13 protein-coding genes are annotated in these 16,712 nt (G+C 47.0%); 7 read left to right on the top strand and 6 right to left on the bottom strand.

From position 1 onward, the window contains the following. The first annotated feature begins 94 nt into the window (after positions 1 to 94). On the top strand, positions 95 to 802 hold the full coding sequence (locus AB0L18_RS02500; protein WP_367391011.1) for a T9SS type A sorting domain-containing protein: 708 nt from the start codon (positions 95 to 97) through the stop codon (positions 800 to 802). Between the two features lie 63 nt (positions 803 to 865). Here AB0L18_RS02500 and AB0L18_RS02495 read toward each other — a convergent pair whose 3' ends face one another. Continuing rightward, a complete protein-coding gene (locus tag AB0L18_RS02495) occupies positions 866 to 1,642 on the bottom strand; it encodes an outer membrane beta-barrel protein (protein WP_367391010.1) in 777 nt (258 codons plus the stop codon). Positions 1,643 to 2,187: 545 nt separating this feature from the next. Between AB0L18_RS02495 and AB0L18_RS02490 the strand changes: the two genes are divergently transcribed. After that, positions 2,188 to 3,735: a long-chain fatty acid--CoA ligase gene (locus AB0L18_RS02490; RefSeq protein ID WP_367391009.1), complete on the top strand. Its 1,548-nt coding sequence runs from the start codon at positions 2,188 to 2,190 to the stop codon at positions 3,733 to 3,735. 107 nt (positions 3,736 to 3,842) lie between these two features. Then, positions 3,843 to 4,544, top strand: a complete 702-nt coding sequence (locus tag AB0L18_RS02485) for a hypothetical protein (RefSeq protein ID WP_367391008.1) — start codon at positions 3,843 to 3,845, stop codon at positions 4,542 to 4,544. Between the two features lie 63 nt (positions 4,545 to 4,607). On the opposite strand, the gene AB0L18_RS02480 is transcribed toward AB0L18_RS02485, so the two are convergent. The 3 genes from AB0L18_RS02480 to AB0L18_RS02470 form a co-directional block, all read right to left on the bottom strand. Then, positions 4,608 to 5,222, bottom strand: coding sequence for a trimeric intracellular cation channel family protein (locus AB0L18_RS02480; RefSeq protein WP_367391007.1), 615 nt, complete (start codon positions 5,220 to 5,222; stop codon positions 4,608 to 4,610). Positions 5,223 to 5,377: 155 nt separating this feature from the next. Beyond that, positions 5,378 to 5,992 carry a tetratricopeptide repeat protein gene (locus AB0L18_RS02475; RefSeq protein ID WP_367391006.1) on the bottom strand — a complete coding sequence of 205 codons (615 nt, stop codon included), beginning with the start codon at positions 5,990 to 5,992 and terminating at the stop codon, positions 5,378 to 5,380. A 289-nt stretch (positions 5,993 to 6,281) separates the two neighbouring features. Then, positions 6,282 to 6,863 carry an RNA polymerase sigma factor gene (locus AB0L18_RS02470; protein ID WP_367391005.1) on the bottom strand — a complete coding sequence of 194 codons (582 nt, stop codon included), beginning with the start codon at positions 6,861 to 6,863 and terminating at the stop codon, positions 6,282 to 6,284. A gap of 480 nt (positions 6,864 to 7,343) precedes the next feature. On the opposite strand from AB0L18_RS02470, the gene sucC reads away from it, so the two are divergent. From sucC to AB0L18_RS02450, 4 genes are all read left to right on the top strand, one after another. Further along, on the top strand, positions 7,344 to 8,549 hold the full coding sequence (sucC, locus tag AB0L18_RS02465; RefSeq protein ID WP_367391004.1) for an ADP-forming succinate--CoA ligase subunit beta: 1,206 nt from the start codon (positions 7,344 to 7,346) through the stop codon (positions 8,547 to 8,549). Positions 8,550 to 8,687: 138 nt separating this feature from the next. Next, positions 8,688 to 9,968 (top strand): hypothetical protein, encoded by a 1,281-nt coding sequence (locus AB0L18_RS02460; RefSeq protein WP_367391003.1) that lies wholly within the window; start codon positions 8,688 to 8,690, stop codon positions 9,966 to 9,968. A 40-nt stretch (positions 9,969 to 10,008) separates the two neighbouring features. Continuing rightward, entirely contained in the window at positions 10,009 to 11,331 is a 1,323-nt protein-coding gene (locus AB0L18_RS02455; protein ID WP_367391002.1) for a hypothetical protein, read from the top strand. A gap of 44 nt (positions 11,332 to 11,375) precedes the next feature. Beyond that, a complete protein-coding gene (locus AB0L18_RS02450; RefSeq protein ID WP_367391001.1) occupies positions 11,376 to 12,857 on the top strand; it encodes an amidase in 1,482 nt (493 codons plus the stop codon). Between the two features lie 81 nt (positions 12,858 to 12,938). Here the strand turns inward: AB0L18_RS02450 and AB0L18_RS02445 are convergent, their stop codons facing one another. Beyond that, positions 12,939 to 13,763 carry a rhomboid family intramembrane serine protease gene (locus tag AB0L18_RS02445; protein WP_367391000.1) on the bottom strand — a complete coding sequence of 275 codons (825 nt, stop codon included), beginning with the start codon at positions 13,761 to 13,763 and terminating at the stop codon, positions 12,939 to 12,941. 15 nt (positions 13,764 to 13,778) lie between these two features. Then, positions 13,779 to 16,565, bottom strand: a complete 2,787-nt coding sequence (locus tag AB0L18_RS02440) for a PQQ-dependent sugar dehydrogenase (protein ID WP_367390999.1) — start codon at positions 16,563 to 16,565, stop codon at positions 13,779 to 13,781. Between the last annotated feature and the right edge of the window lie 147 nt (positions 16,566 to 16,712).

Here is a 16,712-nt window from a genome sequence, read left to right as displayed (position 1 = left end):
GTCGCTTGTCAAGAAATAACCCCATTTGCTCACTTTTTTGACATGTATTCTTTAATATGCAAAATTAAGAGAAGATGTGTATATACGGTAGGGTATGAGCCCGGCAGGCGACACTTTGTGGATCCTCCAGTATGCGGATGACGACTACCAGTCGGTCAATGTTTTCGATGTGGAAGCCCTGGCGAATGGGGATGTCCTGGGGATTGGAGTAAAGCATATCATCTCTTCTCAGCACCCGGAAGAGATGGCTATATTTACAGACTGCGGCTATATTTGCCGGATTTCCCCTAGCGGCGAACTCCTCTGGGAACGGATCATTTGCGACAATACTGGGATTGGTGAAGGGCAATCGGGCGAGTTTTATGACGTGGTAGAGACCGTAAATGGTGATCTGATTTTAACCGGAATAATCTCTATCCCCGCAGCTACTGACAGTACTAGGTCAACCAGTGCCATTTGGTTGGTACGTACCGATAGCATCGGCTGTATCACTCCTGGTTGTGGAGAATATGATATCCTCAACAGTACACAGTCGCCTTCCTCTTTACTGGCGGCTAACTTGCTGGAGGTGTGGCCCAATCCTGCCACAGCGTACCTGGAACTGGCACTAGAGGCCACCGCAGGCAGTGGGGATTACGATTGGCAGGTATACGATGCTACAGGGCGGCTACAGTACAGCACGCCGCTGGTGCGCGGGCAGCAGGTCTCGCTGGATGTAGGCCGATGGCCTCCTGGATTGTACAACTGGCAGCTGCTGCGAGATGGCGTATTGATACAAACGGGGAGGCAGGTGAAGATGTGATTTGGGCACCTAAAGGGAGAGGCTATGATAAAATGACCTCTTCGGTCATAAGTATTGCGCAATTTATTTTTGCGCTGTTCTTAAAGAAGTTTCAAAATACAAAGATGGACTCCATTTTAAGGAGTGATAGCGGCGTAGCTTATTCTCACTTAAATAGTAATCAACCTGCGCACCTACTCTCCAACCTCGATTACACTTTTCGAATAGGGTGTACCCTAGATTAAACGTTAAACCGTATTGTATGCGTTTAGAAGGAAGATCAAAATCTTTGTTTTCCGAGTTTTTGACAATTGGAAAAGGTAGCTCTGCATAGAGATAAGTAATCGATCCGTCTGGATTTATTTGGTTTATTGTTCCAAATCTTTCAATATCTTTTTGTTGATAGGAAGAGAAATTAGCAAGTCGGTAAGATGTGAATAATCCAGGAGATATTTTCCACTGCTTGTGACGGCCATAATAAAATACTGTTGATATAGGTATACCTATCGATAGGTAATTTATATCAGAATTTCTAGTCCAGGAGTTTGGATTAGCAAAAGGCTCAAAAGGATTAATCCCTCCATCGTAGTGTTCGTTTTCTATCCGATGATGGAAGATATCTATCCGTGACCCAATATTCAGAAAGACGCTCGTAGTTATCTCCCACTCTAAGTTCAGAGCTAAACCAAAATTAGGCTTAACCACAGGTTCTCCTTCCCTATAAAACAGCGAGTTGGACTCCTCAATTGCAATCACGTTTACACCCGTATATAGAGCAACATGGGCATCAGAGAAAGCGATTTGTGCTGACGAAAAAGTCGTGCAAAAAAACAAAATAAATATCGTGTAGGTATAATTCATAATTAGTTTGCTTTAGAAATTGCGCATGTTGAAAATTTCCTTTCCCATCAGATACTGTGATAATGTACGAAGCTGTAGAGAGAGCTGATAAATATAAGCCAATTTTACCCGCTGGAGGAGGTGTCACGCAGTGACGGAGGAGGATAGCCCTCGCCCAAACAACAAACTATCCCAAAAACAACCCCAACCCCTCCCTTTCCTCTACAGAGGCAGGCCGGAAAGGCATCTTCACCAAACCAGGCCCCCTGAGTTTCGTGTAAATGCATAAATGTATTTATACAAATGGCGCTACCTAGCGTGCAAGGCGTAGCCTGAAGCGCCGAATCCCGATTCATCTGGAGAGCAGGGATAGGAACTGCTCCGTAGGGCAGGGTTTCACACCCTGCACGAAGGTGCAGAAGGCATAGCCCTATAACAAAAGGGGGAAGTAGCCGAAACAAGTGCTTATGTCGCCGAAATATCACAGGAAATCCTTTGAATCCTTTTACTATTCCTTAATTTTAGCAGGACTACATTGATTTTCTCCTAACCAACCATCCAATACAATGCTCAACCTTTCCGTACTACTGGAAGACAGTGCTCGCCGCTATCCTAATAAAGACGCTTTTATTTTTATGGACACCGCCTTGACGTACGCGCAAGTCAATGGTGCTGCCAACCAGGTGGCCAATGGCTTACGGGCGGCGGGTATTGTACCTGGCGATAAGATAGCGCTGAGTTGCCTGAACTTGCCCTACTTTCCGATGGCTTATTTTGGCATCCTCAAAGCGGGGGCGGTGGTGGTGCCGCTGAGCGTTTTACTAAAGCGGGAGGAGATTACTTACCACCTCCAGGATTCGGAAGCCAAGGCTTATTTTTGTTTTACGGGGACGCCCGATCTACCCATGGCGCAGGAAGGCCATGCCGGTTTTGAGGAAGTTGCTACGTGCCGGCATTTCTTTGAGATTACTGCCCGCCCACAGGATGCACCGACGATTACCGGAGTACGCTCGCTGGGGATGTTGATGAAAGACCAGTCGCCCGTAGCCGATACGGAACCTACGGGTGCCGAGGATACGGCCTTGATCATCTATACCTCCGGCACCACAGGCAAGCCCAAAGGAGCGGAACTGACGCATTCCAACTTGTTACAGAATGCCATCCTTTCGACGGGGGTCATCACCACCCAGACGGATGATACACAGCTGATCGTGTTGCCGCTCTTCCACATTTTTGCGATGACCTGCCTGATGAATGCGGGTATCTACAAAGGAGCTACCAGCGTGCTGTTGCCGCGTTTTGATGCCGAAGCGGTGCTGGGTTTGATGACCAAACACAAAGTCACGGTTTTTGCCGGCGTGCCTACCATGTATTGGGGGCTGCTCAACTACGAGAACAAGACCTTTGATCTGGACCAGATTTCCGAACAATTGCGGATGTGTGTCTCGGGTGGAGCTTCCTTACCGGTGAAGGTGCTGGAAGATTTTGAAGTGAAATTCAAAGTGCCCATTTTGGAAGGCTACGGTATGTCGGAAGGTTCTCCCGTCGTGACCTTCAACCATCTGGATAGGGGCCGTAAACCTGGGAGTGTGGGCACACCGGTGTGGGGTGTAGAAGTGAAATTGGTGGACGAAAATGACCAGGAAGTACCGCTAGGTGAAAAAGGCGAATTGGTATACCGTGGGCACAACGTGATGAAAGGGTACTACAATCGTCCTGAAATCAACGAAGAAGTGTTACGTGGCGGCTGGATGCACTCGGGCGATGTGGCCGTGCAAGACGAGGATGGTTTTTTCTACATCGTTGATCGTACCAAGGATATGATCATCAGAGGAGGGCTCAACGTTTATCCTAGAGAGGTGGAAGAGGTGATGATGAAGCATGAGGCTGTGTCTTTGGTTGCCGTTATAGGGGTGCCGGATGATGAAATGGGAGAGGAGATTCAAGCCTGTGTGGTCTTGAAAGAAGGAAGCGAAGTAACGGAAAGTGAGTTGATGGAGTGGACCAAAGAGCGCATCGCTGCCTATAAATATCCCCGCCAAATACAGTTCTTAGCGGCGTTGCCGATGAGTGCCACGGGCAAAATCTTGAAGAAGGAGCTGCGGGCGGTGTAGCCTTGCTTAATAGTTAAGGGAATCACAAGAAGGGTTAAAAAGAGGTTAAAGCCATTTTAGGGGTATGGCTTAACAGTGTACGGGTATTAGTTTTAAAAGAAAACACCATGAAAAACGTTCTACTTTTCTCTGTTTTATGCTCCTTCTTTTTTAACGATATCATAGCTCAAGACCTTATTGAACTGGTCAGTGGTGAGCGAATAGAAGCGAAAGTACTGGAAGTTGGTTACGAAATTCGCTACAAACGAACAGACTTCACCGATGGCCCGGTTTATGTATTAGAGCGCCCGGAGGTACTGATGATCACTTATGCGAATGGCCATCAGGAGATCATTAATCTGGAGGCAGCGCAACAGAGCAATTCCTTTGCTGTACGAGAATCCTATCTGCGCATACAGGCAAATAAATACTACGAAGGATTCCGGTTAATCAGTAAGGAGGAATTCTTTCATCGATTAGAGAGGCAACCCGCTATCTACAATGATTATCAATCGGGTTATACCGCGAAAACTGCAGGCTTGGTAGTTGCAGGAGGAGGCTTGCTGATCAGTACGATAGGTTTGTCGACGATGAGCCGAAAAACAACGAGTCAATTCAATTATTCTACCTACAATTCAAAAGTTGAGCCTCCAAATATGGGTGTTTTATGGACAGGGATGGGGATTAGTTTGGTTGGTGTAGCCATTGCTGCCGCTGGAAACTTGAAGATAAACCGGGCACTGGATGATTACAATATTCAGATGGGGCAGACTGGAAGTTTACAGCCCGTACTTTCTGGTGATGGCGTAGGAATAGCCTTGCGTTTTTAAGGAACTTAGTACCTGGATTCAAGCAGCGTTCCGTATAAGCAGCACCATGGTAGACCTCTCGTTTTAATGCTCTTCCTGATACAATTTCGGGATGACCCAGTTTTTGCGGACGGCAAATATTCTGAGCACGACCACCATGCCACTAGTAAGTATATAAGCCCAATTGGAGGGCAAAGCAGTTTCTTGTAAAAGGAGATAGGTAATACCGCCCAGGATACTCAAGGAGGCGTACACTTCTTTGTGGAAAATCAAAGGCACTTCGTTGGAGAGAATATCCCTGATGACCCCACCAAAAGAAGCACTCAGGGTGCCAAGTAAAACGCAGATGACCGGATGTAGGCCCGCAGCTACGCCAATTTCTACGCCAATGATGGTAAACAAGCCAAGACCAATAGAATCAAAAAGAAACATGGTTCGGCGAACGTAGGAGAGGTATTTTCGGAAGAGGATAGCAATGAGGGTTCCGGTAATGATCAGGTAAGCATAGTTGATGTCCTGCATCCAACCCACCGGCGTGCGCCCGATGAGCACGTCTCTCAGACTACCTCCCCCTACCGCAGTGACGGCCGCCAGGATGAGTACCCCAAATGGGTCGAAGCGGTGGCGCATACCAGCAAGTGCTCCTGAAATAGCGAAAACACAGGTACCAATATAATCGAGCAATAAAATGATCGTCATTTGAATTAGGAGGTTGGTTCTTTAATATGGGTTTGAGAATGGTTAGACCGTTAGTTGGTTTGCCTCAAGGCAATGTCTTAAGGCTTAAACCCTTACACGTTTACACCCTTCCACCTTTCCAACCCCTACAAGCTAATTCCGACCTCCGACTTCGTCTATCTCATCTTTGGCCGTCTGCGTTTGCCTCCTTTGCCTGCGGTCATGCCGTGGCCAGCACGTCCTTGGCGCATGGCAGCTTTCATTTGGCCACTCTGATTAATCGCTTGCTCCAACTGGCGGAACTGATCTTTGAGAGGGCCTTCGGAAATTTTAAGTCCTTTGGCTTTCTTGTAATGAATTTTTGCTTCCTGGAAACGTTGCTTACTTAGGGCAATCTGAGCCAGCTGAATCTGCAGCATGGCGCGTTCATTATCGGAAGGTACTTCTACTGCTTCGGCCATTTTCAGGTAGCGCTCTCCTTCGTTTACGTCCTTGCGGGCGATCGCGATGGAGCCTTTGAGCATATAGAAATAGGCTTTATTGGTAGAGTAGAGCCAATTGGGATTGGGCGTAAGATTGAGCATTTTCTCTGCCTTATCAAAATCAGAATCTTGTAGTGCCTGGGCTGCTGGTCCCACAGTGCCTAAAAAGATAAGGCCTAACAACAAGATAACCCCCGTAAGTACGAAGAAAAAGCCGTACCAAAAACCAAAGGTAGCCCATAGGGCAATACCACCAACAATACCCAAGGCAATAAGGGCAATGCGGATATAAGGAGGGATAATAAACATAATGTACTATTTAATTTGCCGCAAAAATAACTAAATACTCCTGCTGAACATATTCTTAAGGAGGATAGTTTTCAAAGCATAAAAAAACCGAGGCGAGCAGTTGGTTAACTACTCGCCTCGGGCTTCATTGATAATTTGGGGTAATACTATCGTTCCGTCAGTTTTCTAAGAAACAGCACAAAAATAAATTGCGCTTTTGTTTTTCAAATAGATGACAAAACGCTTCATTTTAAGTGTGTCATCTATTTGGAAAACCTTAGAAAAAGCGCAATTTATTTTTTGCGCAATACTATTGTAGGACAATGTCTTTTTCCTCTACCATCTTGCGGATATTGATCAGTGCGTAACGCATCCGACCCAAGGCCGTATTGATGCTAACGCGGGTGAGCTGCGAAATTTCTTTGAAGCTCATATCTGCATAATGACGAAGAATGACAACTTCACGCTGCTCTGGAGGTAGCTGGTCTACCAGTTGGCGAACCTTCTGGTGCGTCTGGCTACGAATGATATCTTGCTCGGCATTCAGGTCGTTGGACTTGAGTACATCGAAGATGTCAAACGTTTCGGTAGGAGACAGTTGCGGGCGACGCTTGTTGCGGCGGAAGTGATCTACACACATATTGTAAGCAATACGCATGGCCCACTGCAAAAACTTGCCTTCGTGATTGTATTTACCCTTGCGCAGGGTATCAATGATCTTTATGAAGACCTCCTGAAAAATATCCTCAGCTAAAGATTGCTCTTTAACGAAGAGATAGATCGAGGTATAAATCTTTTGTTGGTGACGATTGAGCAGTTCTTCGAAGGCTCTTTCATTTCCATCTAGGTAACAAGCAATGAGTTGCTGGTCGTTTAATGCTGTAACTTGCATGACGTAACGATTTAGCTTTTAAAAAGGGATTACAACAATTTTGAATTGTTGCTAAACGTTAAGTGTAGAAGTTACGAGCTATAGAAGATAGATTAAGTGAAAGATTGAACCACTCCATTTGTGAAGCTGGGTCAAATATAAGCGCATCTTTGGGAAAGAACCAAGGATCTTAAAGTTTTTTTTGTCGCCTTAACGCTTTTTTAACGTCGCTTGAGCAAATATTAAGCTGCTATTTTATGGCCATTCTTCTCCTTTCTTCCTTGTTTCTAGCGATTTACTGATTATTTGTTTGGCAACTTCTGTCATCTTACCTTAACCATCTTTTTTCGGGCAACAAAGTGAAAATCGTACACAATGACGATAAGTCGCGTAATGACTGCTTGCTACTGACGCACAAAAAAAATCAGAGGGTTTATTATTCTTTGCCTGTCCGCGCATTTTGCCTACCTTTGCAGCGTCAAAAAACAACCTGCCTCAAATATGAATTTGCACGAATACCAAGGGAAAGAAATTCTAACGAAATACAATGTACCTATTCAGCGTGGCAAAGTAGCGGAAACTGTTGACCAAGCAGTGAAAGCTTACGATGAGCTACGTGAAGAAACGGGTAGTGATATTGCCATTGTCAAAGCGCAAATCCACGCTGGTGGCCGTGGAAAAGGTGGTGGGGTGAAACTCGCTAAGAACCTGGAGGGTGTGAAAGAACATGCCGGAAACATCCTGGGCATGATGTTGAAAACACCGCAGACGCCTGGTGGCTTGAATGGTCCTGGTAAACTGGTACGCAAGGTATTGGTAGCAGAGGATGCTTATGCACCAGATTTCGACGCTTGTCGCGAATTTTACGTGTCTATCTTGATGGATCGTGGCCGCAAGTGTAATGTCATTGTCTACAGTACCGAGGGCGGTATGGACATCGAAGAAGTAGCTGAACACACCCCTGATAAGGTGTTGAAAGAATACATTGATCCTGAGCTGGGACTGCAAGGTTTTCAGGCCCGCAAAGTGGCCTTCAACCTGGGTATGAGCGGACAGGGATTCAAGAATATGGTGAAGTTTATCACCAACCTGTACAATGCTTTTGTAGGGTCAGATGCGAGCATGATCGAGATCAACCCATGTATGTACAACCCTGGCGACGAGCGTGTAATTGCGGTAGACTGTAAGTTTACCCTTGATGAAAACGCTTTGTACCGCCACAAAGACCTGGCAGACTACCGCGATGTACACGAGGAAGATCCCACCGAGGTAGAAGCTAAGGCTTTTGGTCTTAACTACGTGCAGTTAGACGGTAACGTAGGTTGTATGGTAAACGGCGCTGGACTGGCTATGGCTACCATGGATATCATCAAGTTGAGTGGTGGTGAGCCTGCTAACTTCCTCGATGTAGGTGGTACGGCCGATGCCAAGCGGGTAGAAAATGCCTTCCGCATCATCTTGCGTGATGACCGCGTGAAAGCGATCCTGATCAATATCTTTGGTGGTATTGTTCGTTGTGACCGTGTTGCACAAGGAGTCGTTGATGCCTATAAGAACATTGGCGATATTAAAGTGCCAATCATCGTTCGCCTGCAAGGCACCAATGCCGAAATTGCCAAGGATATTATCGACCAGAGTGGACTGAATGTCCGTTCGGCGATCGCTTTGCAAGATGCTGCCGATGCGGTGAAAGCAGTGATGGGGTAAACCAACCCGGCAGCTGATAATGAAAAAGGGGCAAGACCATGACGGTTTTGCCCCTTTTGCTTTTTTACGATCAAATAGCGCATAATGTTTATCTTGGCTTGACTTTCGGCATATCCATTTAAGGTTAAAACATCAAGTATGAATACGCGCAACTCCAACTACCTCCTCTTTCTTTTGGCATTCTTGACTTTTATCAGCTGTGAAAAAGAAAACGCCCTTGAATGCCCAGGGCAAGGTGATCGGGCGATAGATATCATTGCTGGCCCAAACTTAGGAGGTACAACAATGGCTTATTTGACCAATCCTTATGGCGGTTTGCGGGATGAACGGTATGTAAGCACTTATCCTATTTTTATGAATTGGTTGGATGGCTGCCAGGAGACCTATACCGTTAATCTGTTGAGGAAGCTTGGTCAAACCATTGCTGTAGGATCAGGATTCTCCTACGCTGAGACTTATTTTTTAAGATCGTACTTTAATGTTGAGCATGGCAAGGCCATTGATCTAATACAGGAGCTACATTATGAAGATTATTCTAGTGTTCAAAAAGCTGCTTTTTCATTGACAATTACGGGTATCCCATTTGTTCAAGAGGTCATATTACTTCCCTCAGAAAGCTTTACTTACTCCTCTGATGTTGGCGCTCAGACGAAGACGATTAACTTTCCGGAATCAGTAGTCAATGAATATAGCCCCTGGTCCTATATAGGGGTAAGGCTTCCTGGATCTTCGGAATTGCGGGCTATTTGTATCAATAGGCTTAATGACCAGAGCAGAACCATTCATTTTAGTGAATTTAACGAGGTGCTTAGAGAGGAAGAGGTTGTACTTGCCGGAGAGGAGGCAAAGGTTTTTATGGCAAAAGTTGTATTAGATATTGCGGAACAAAAAACCGTAAAATTAGGGGAGCATGTAATAAATGAGCAAAAAATTAAAATTTGGATGCCTACCGTTTTTGAAGGGATATTGTTAGCGTTTTCTAGTTCAAGTTTACTCTCGGAATCATGGGGGATGCAAGAATATTATGAGGATTTACCTACAGAAGTTTCCTTAGGAGTTAATACCATTGATGCAGCTACCATAGATGGTACTACCGCAAGTGTTGAACTGAACCTGCCAGGTTATGTCCGTCTGACTAATTCAGATTACCCTTTAATGGTCACTTCTGCATTTCAGCGCTCGCTGGCAGGCTTATTAGAGGCGGGTAAAACGCATATATCTATACCGAAAGTTGCAGGTGAATTTACCGCCTGCTATCCAGAAGCAGCCTATCTTGAAAATGTCTGGGAGGAAGGTGGTTTTAGAGTAACCCATCACCATTACCCTGCGGCCCAGTCGCTCGACCAATACAAAAGGCTAGCGGAGCTTTCCTGGCTGGACCGTCAGCGTTATCAATGGTGTAGTGTACTATTTCAGTAAATGGATTATTGATTTTTCTAAAACGAAAATTACTACGAAAATGCGCACACTACTGCTCTTTCCTGTCCTCTGTCTAATGTTTTTTACTTGCAACAACAAAGATCCTTTAGCTATTGACACCGGAGAATGTAACGAGGTCTATGTCATGGACGTCGCCTTGCCTTCTATCTTGCAACCATTGGTCTGGTTGAATGACTCGGAAAATAACGTTGTTTTTGAAGATGGGAATATAGCTACAGGTGGAATAACTTACTTCTTGAATGCGGTCATGGCTTGCGAAGAACGTTATTCACTGAGTTTAGCAGGTAAAGAAAGGGTTAATCTGGATGGAGGAGGATTGGTAAACCGGATATTAATTCAACAAGTCGCAGAGGTGGAACAGAGAAGCGGGATACGCTTTGCTAGTATTTCGGACCTTTTTTATTCTTCGGGAATTTCTTTGACCCCAATCAATGTGGCTAGATTTAATAATTCGCCGGAAATTGACTCTGTTATCTATATGGGTTTACCCGCTGGGCAAATGACAACAAGCACAAGATTTAGTTATATTTATGATGTAGAGCAGGAGCAATTAAGGGTTACTTTTCGTCCCTTCGCAGCAGAGAATACCAATGGTTTATTGGCCGTACGACTAGCGGCTACAGGGGAATGGCTTGGCCGGGAAATAAACTTTCGAGCTTTTAATTCCGGTTCATTTAATGGATTTGAACCACTGGAATATAAATCTTTTGCATTGAATCTACCTGCTGGTGTAAGTGAGTATCAAATTCGGGTAGCTTGGTTAAAAGACAATACCTCCCCTTCTTTCGTTATACTAGGAGATTATGAGCATCTCTCGACCATCAGCCTGCTAGTACCTAGAAGAGGAAATGGGTTTTTAGTACGAACAATTATCCCCGGTGAAACGACCTACTTGAACCAACAGTATTTCGAGCAATGGCCGACGGAAGTGAATGTGGCCCCTCGGTATTTTCTTGAAGAAGCCAGTTTGAATTATCCTTTCGTCAGTATTGCCGCGAATGATGGAGATGTTGTTTTTTTAAACAACGATTATCCATTAACCTCCGCAGGGGGGATCGCGCATTGGAAGAGACAATATGTCGGACCTATGGCATCTGGTCTTACTTCCTTGCAGTTGGCCAGCGAGGGGGATTTATTGAGAAGTAAATTTAGTCTGGCCTTTGAGGGCAACTACTATTATGACACTTTTGGAAGTGCACTTGATGTTAGTATTTACGATTATCCACTTCAAGTAGACGGTTACCAGGGGATTATCCGTGATGCTTTTCGGATTTCTAACAACCAGCAAAGTTGGTTACGTACGCAGGTATATGAGGCCGTAAAGCAGCGGATAACGGATTAAAGTAATAATTTTATCTTTGGTAGTTAACCAAACTACCCAACGCCATGACCTTCTCCGAATACCGCCAATACGATGCACAGGGGCTTGCCGAACTCGTACGAAGTGGGCAAATCACGGCTGCTGAATTATTAGACATTGCCATTGCTCGTGCCGAGGAGGTCAATCCACAACTCAACGCGATCAATTTACCTCTTTATGAGTTTGCACGTGAACAACTTGCTAACCACCCACCTTCGGCAGCACAAAAGTTTGGTGGGGTACCTTTTCTTATTAAAGATTTGGGCTTGGCACTAAAGGGGACAGCTCTACGGATCGGCTCTCGCTCGACAGAGGGGATGGTCTCAGAAGTAGACAGTCATTTGGTTCAGTTATTCCGAAAAGAAGGTTTGTTGATTTTTGGGAAAACCAATACCCCGGAGTTTGGCCTGACGCCCTTTACCGAACCCGAAGCTTTTGGCGTTACGCGCAATCCCTGGAATAAGGATTACACCCCCGGAGGAAGCTCTGGTGGTAGCGCGGCAGCAGTGGCTGGCGGTATTGTGCCAATGGCTACGGCGAGTGATGGTGGTGGTTCCATCAGGATGCCAGCATCGTGCTGTGGCTTGTTTGGGTTGAAACCATCGAGAGGGCGACTGAGTTTGGGGCCTGGTGCTGGAGAAAGCTGGAACGGTGCGGTGGTTGAAGGCTGTAACAGTAGGAGTGTGCGGGACAGTGCGGCATTTTTGGATACCTTCTCGAAGCCGGGTATTGGCGAACTGTATTATGCACCACCACCGAAAGTAGCGTATACTGATCTTTTGAAAACCCCGCCTGAAAAACTAAGAATAGGCTTTTCTACGGAGCATCCTTTGGGACTTCCAGTAGCGGAAGACTGTAAGCAAGCGGTTGAAGAAACTGCCCACCTTTTGGCTGACTTGGGGCACGAGGTAGAGGCCATCCCATTGCCCTACCAGAGAGAAGATTTAACCAAGACTTTTCTTCACTTGATCATGGGGGAAGTGAGCGCCGAGTTGAAAAGCATCAGTGCATCGCGCGGGATCAAGGTTAAACGCGGTGAGGTAGAAGCCAATACCTACGCGCTGGGCCTATTGGGAGACGCTATCTCAGCAGGTGAGTACGCTTACTACCGGAGCCAGTGGAATGGTTTGGCCCGTCGGCAAGGTCATTTTCACCAAAGTTATCAGTGTTTGCTGACACCTACGGTAGCTTTGGCACCATTCCGGATAGGTAGCTTGCAATCGAGCCCGGCGGAAAAAATACTGGTGAATGTCCTCAGCAGCCTGCGCCTCGGTAGCCTGATGAAGGCCAATATTGAGCAATTGGCGGAAAAGGTATTTGCTTTCATGCCTTATACGCCTATTGCAAATATGACGGGGCAACCCGCTATGTCGGTACCGCTGCATTGGAATGCAGAGGGATTGCCGGTTGGGGTCATGTTTACGGCTGGTATTTACCGTGAGGACATCCTTTTTAAATTGGCAGCTCAACTGGAAGAGGCCAAGCCGTGGATGCAGCGGATGGCTTAGGGCGCTGGATACTTTTGCAGGGGACTCCGTCCTTCGGATACCTCTCCGGGGGAAGGATAGGATCTTGTTTTGGGGGCATGATCACATCTCCTTGCGATAGCGATCCAGCATTTCCCGTTCTGAAGAGGAGAGGCTATCCAGGCCCTGATGTTTGATTTTATCGAGCAGGTAATCTAGGGAAACTTCTTTCTTTTTGGTGGAAGACCTATTTCGACGGGGGCGTTGCAGCCCTTCTCCCCAGTAGTTGTCGACCAATAGGACAGCGGGGGTACGGACAATGAGGAGCAAGAAAACAGCAGTAGGTACAAGTATTAGCAAGATCAACCACCAGCTGGTTTGCAAAACAGAAGGTTGCATGATGATGGTGAGCAGCACCCCTACAATCGCACCGCCAAGGTGGGCATCATGGCCGATGTTGTCGGACTGAGACTTGATGCCAAAAATAGAGATGATGACGAAGCAAAGGCCAAATACCCAGGTGCTGATTTCAAAAGGAAGAAGGATAAGAGAGATTTTGATCTCAGGGAAAAGTATGACGGATGCGAAAATGACGCCGCTGATTGCCCCGGAAGCGCCTACGGCCCGGTAGTCGCCGTGATTGCGGTGCAGGTAGAGTGCAAGGAGGTTTCCGCCTAGAAGCGCACCGAAATAAATGAGTAGGTATTTGGGAATACCAAGGACAAACTCCAAAGACCAACTGAAGGAAAGCAGTGCTACCATATTAAAGCCAAAGTGAAGCCAATTGGTGTGCAGAAAACCTGAAGAAATGAGCCGGTCGTATTGTTTGTCGATCAAAATAGGATCGGTATGAAAAACGTGGCGTTCGTAATAGGCCCGATCGACAAAGCCTTTGTAAGTAGCTAAGCCTGTAAGTAGGAGAATGATGGTGCCAATTACGCTAGACATAGAAGTTGGCTTGTATTAATTGATAATTATTTCTCCCACATAAGTTTGTTCGCCACAGCGGAGGCGGTAGGCATAGACGCCTTTGGGGAATTGACTGACCAGAATTTCTCGTTGCCATTCTTCTCCTGGCGTAGCAGGGAAGGTGATCTCTCGTAGGCGTTGCCCCAGAAGACTAAAAAACTCCAGTTCAACAGTTTCAGCAGAAGCTTCCTGAAGATAGAAAAAGAGCTGATGATGCGCAGGATTGGGGAAGACACGCCACGCTTTGGGGGCTGGATAGCTGAAAGGAACCAGATTGGAATAAGTAAAAGCACCATCTTCCGTAGTGACTTTGATGCGGTAAATATTAGCACCTCGGAGTGGGTTTTCATCCGTGTACTGATATTGTTGCAAGTTGGTATGATCGCCGGTGATAGGAATCATTGCGATAATCTCGTAGGTGAAATAGTCGCTACCGCGCTGGAGCTCCATGCTGGTGATATTGTCCTCGAATTGGGCACTCCATTGGAGAGGGATAGCTGTTTCTTCGACCTCGCCAGTGAGGTCGACCCACTCGACGTAGGGTTCACCGCAGTAAGGATAAATCCGCTGAGAGACGGTGGTGGATAGGCCTTCGGGGTCGGTGACGGTCAATTCGATACGATAGAAGTAGATTTCCTGTTCGCAACCCAGTGGGCTGATCAGGAAGTGACTCTCCCGTTCGAAGATGACAGGATCGGGGTGGAAGTGGTCATTGTGGTGCAGGAAAGTGCGCCATTGGTACATCAAGGTTTCGTCGGCGTGTTCGGCGTCGGTTACCTGGGCCGCCAACCTCAGCAGCGAAGAGAAGTCCAGGGGGTATTGATCTCCATCTTTGAAGGAGGTGATTTCTACTTGGGGTGGAGTGTTGTTGAGCGATACGATCCGCTCAGCGGTATGGGTTGCGCCTTCTTCATCGGTAACGGTGAGCTTAATGGTATAACTGGTAGGTGCGTTACTGGAAGCTGTGAAGGTGTGGGCAGGATCGGGCAAAGTACTCGTTTCGCCATCCCCAAATTCCCATAGATAGGTGAGGGCTGTATTATTGGGGTCGTAGGAACCACTACCGGTGAACTGTACTTCAAGTGGGCCGGGGCCGAAGTATTTATCGGCATCAATGACGGCTACAGGTGCAGGGTTGCCACCGTAGGTGATGCGATGAACTTCACCGGCGAGGTTGGTGTAGTAGAGGGTTCCATCGAGAGGATTTTCGGCAAGGTAAATGATGTCTGGGGTATACTCGTGAAAGAGGTCTACTGCCGAGAGCTGGTTGTTGTCGTCAATGGAAAGGGTTCGAATCCAGCCACTAAAATCGATGTGGAAATATTTTCCGCGGTAAGCCTCGGGGAATTGTTCCCCCTGGTAGACGATGCCCGAAAGGCTGGAGTAGCCATTGAACATCTCGCCAGTAACGGGGCTGTCGGCTTCATTGAGGAAAATACTGGTAGGATCGCCGGTTGCTGTCCAGCCGGGTACTGCCGCTCGGGTAGGTGGATTCCAGCGGGAGTTGCTCCATACGAGAAGAGGCTGCTGGGCGTAAGTGGGGTGAACCTCCGCAGGAATTGGTTGGGTGGCGTCACAAGGGTTGCCTGGTACATAGGGGCCACTTTCGAGTGGGCGGGCAAGCAGATCGCGGAAGTTGAAAAAGGGATGATCGCAGCTGTCTAAGGGATTGGTTGCCAAAGGGTTGGTGGGGACTTCTGTGGTCCAGAACTTCCAACAAATTTCATTGCCTTCCATGATGGGCCAGCCAAAATTTTGGCCGCCATGTTCAATGATATTGAGTTCTTCCCAGGCACCATTGCCGACGTCTCCGAGATAAATAGTGCCAGGATTGCCCTGGTTGGGATAATGACTGCCGGTATTGGGTTTGAGCATCATGCGGAAGGGATTTCGAAATCCCATGGCCCAGGTACGTGATTGTGCTGAGCGTGGTGCCGCTGGATCAAAGAAAGGATTGGAAGGGAGGCCATCTCCGGTTTCGGGGTCAATACGTAGGACTTTACCGTTGAGAGAACCGAGGTACTGTGCTTTGTAAGCACCAAGATCCTGGTCGGGGGTGATGATGCCCCATTCGATGGCTTGAGGGACAAACTCATCACCGGGTTCGTTGCCGATACCAATGTGCAGGCCACCGGTGGTTTCGCCCGAAGAGCAGAGCAAGGTGCCGTCGAGACCTTGGAGGATGGTGCCTGCGCCGTGAAACTCGTAAAGAATAGGGACGCCGTTGCTGATGTCTTCACCTAAGAGAATCTTGCGGGAATCGGGTACGATGGTTGTGAAATTAGTAGCCTGATCCGCTTGGTAGCGGACGATCCGGGCGAAACTAGGTTGGAAGGTAACGGTACTATCGGGATGGTATTCGGGTGTGCCATAATGCCAGTAATGGTGTAAATCGACGACATAATAGAGGTAGAAATAGCCATTTTCTGTAAAATCGTTGTCGAGACAAAAGCCGTTTAAGCCGTGATCTTTCCAACTGACTACTTCTTCGCTGATGTCGAGGAGAGGTTCAGGAAGGAGATGTTCATCGGTATCCATAACATACACCTGCCCGGCTTTTTCCCAGATATAACCCTGTCCATTTCGGTCGAAGGTAATCCCGAGAGGTAGCTCAAATCCATCCAGGACTTCGGTGTCATAAAAGTCATCTGGTAGCTGGCTCCAAAGTGGCGTAGTACCGCCAAAAAAGCTAAGCACTAAAAAGAAAAGCGTTTGGAAATTTGGGGAATGCACGTTGAACATGATAACGGTAAATTGGTCGTTTGGGCAAAAATAAGGCATTGTGACGAGAATAGGGGTATCAGGCGGATGCTGATCGTACGAACACGATCATACGATTGAGACAAAGTCGGAGATCGGAAGTGGAAAGTCGGAAATGTTGTGACGCGCGCATTAGCTAGAGGAAAGCTGACCATTAGTAGCCTTCAA

It is taken from the genome of Lewinella sp. LCG006 (genome assembly GCF_040784935.1).
GTDB lineage: Bacteria > Bacteroidota > Bacteroidia > Chitinophagales > Saprospiraceae > Lewinella.
This window is presented reverse-complemented; position numbering and strand designations above follow the sequence as displayed.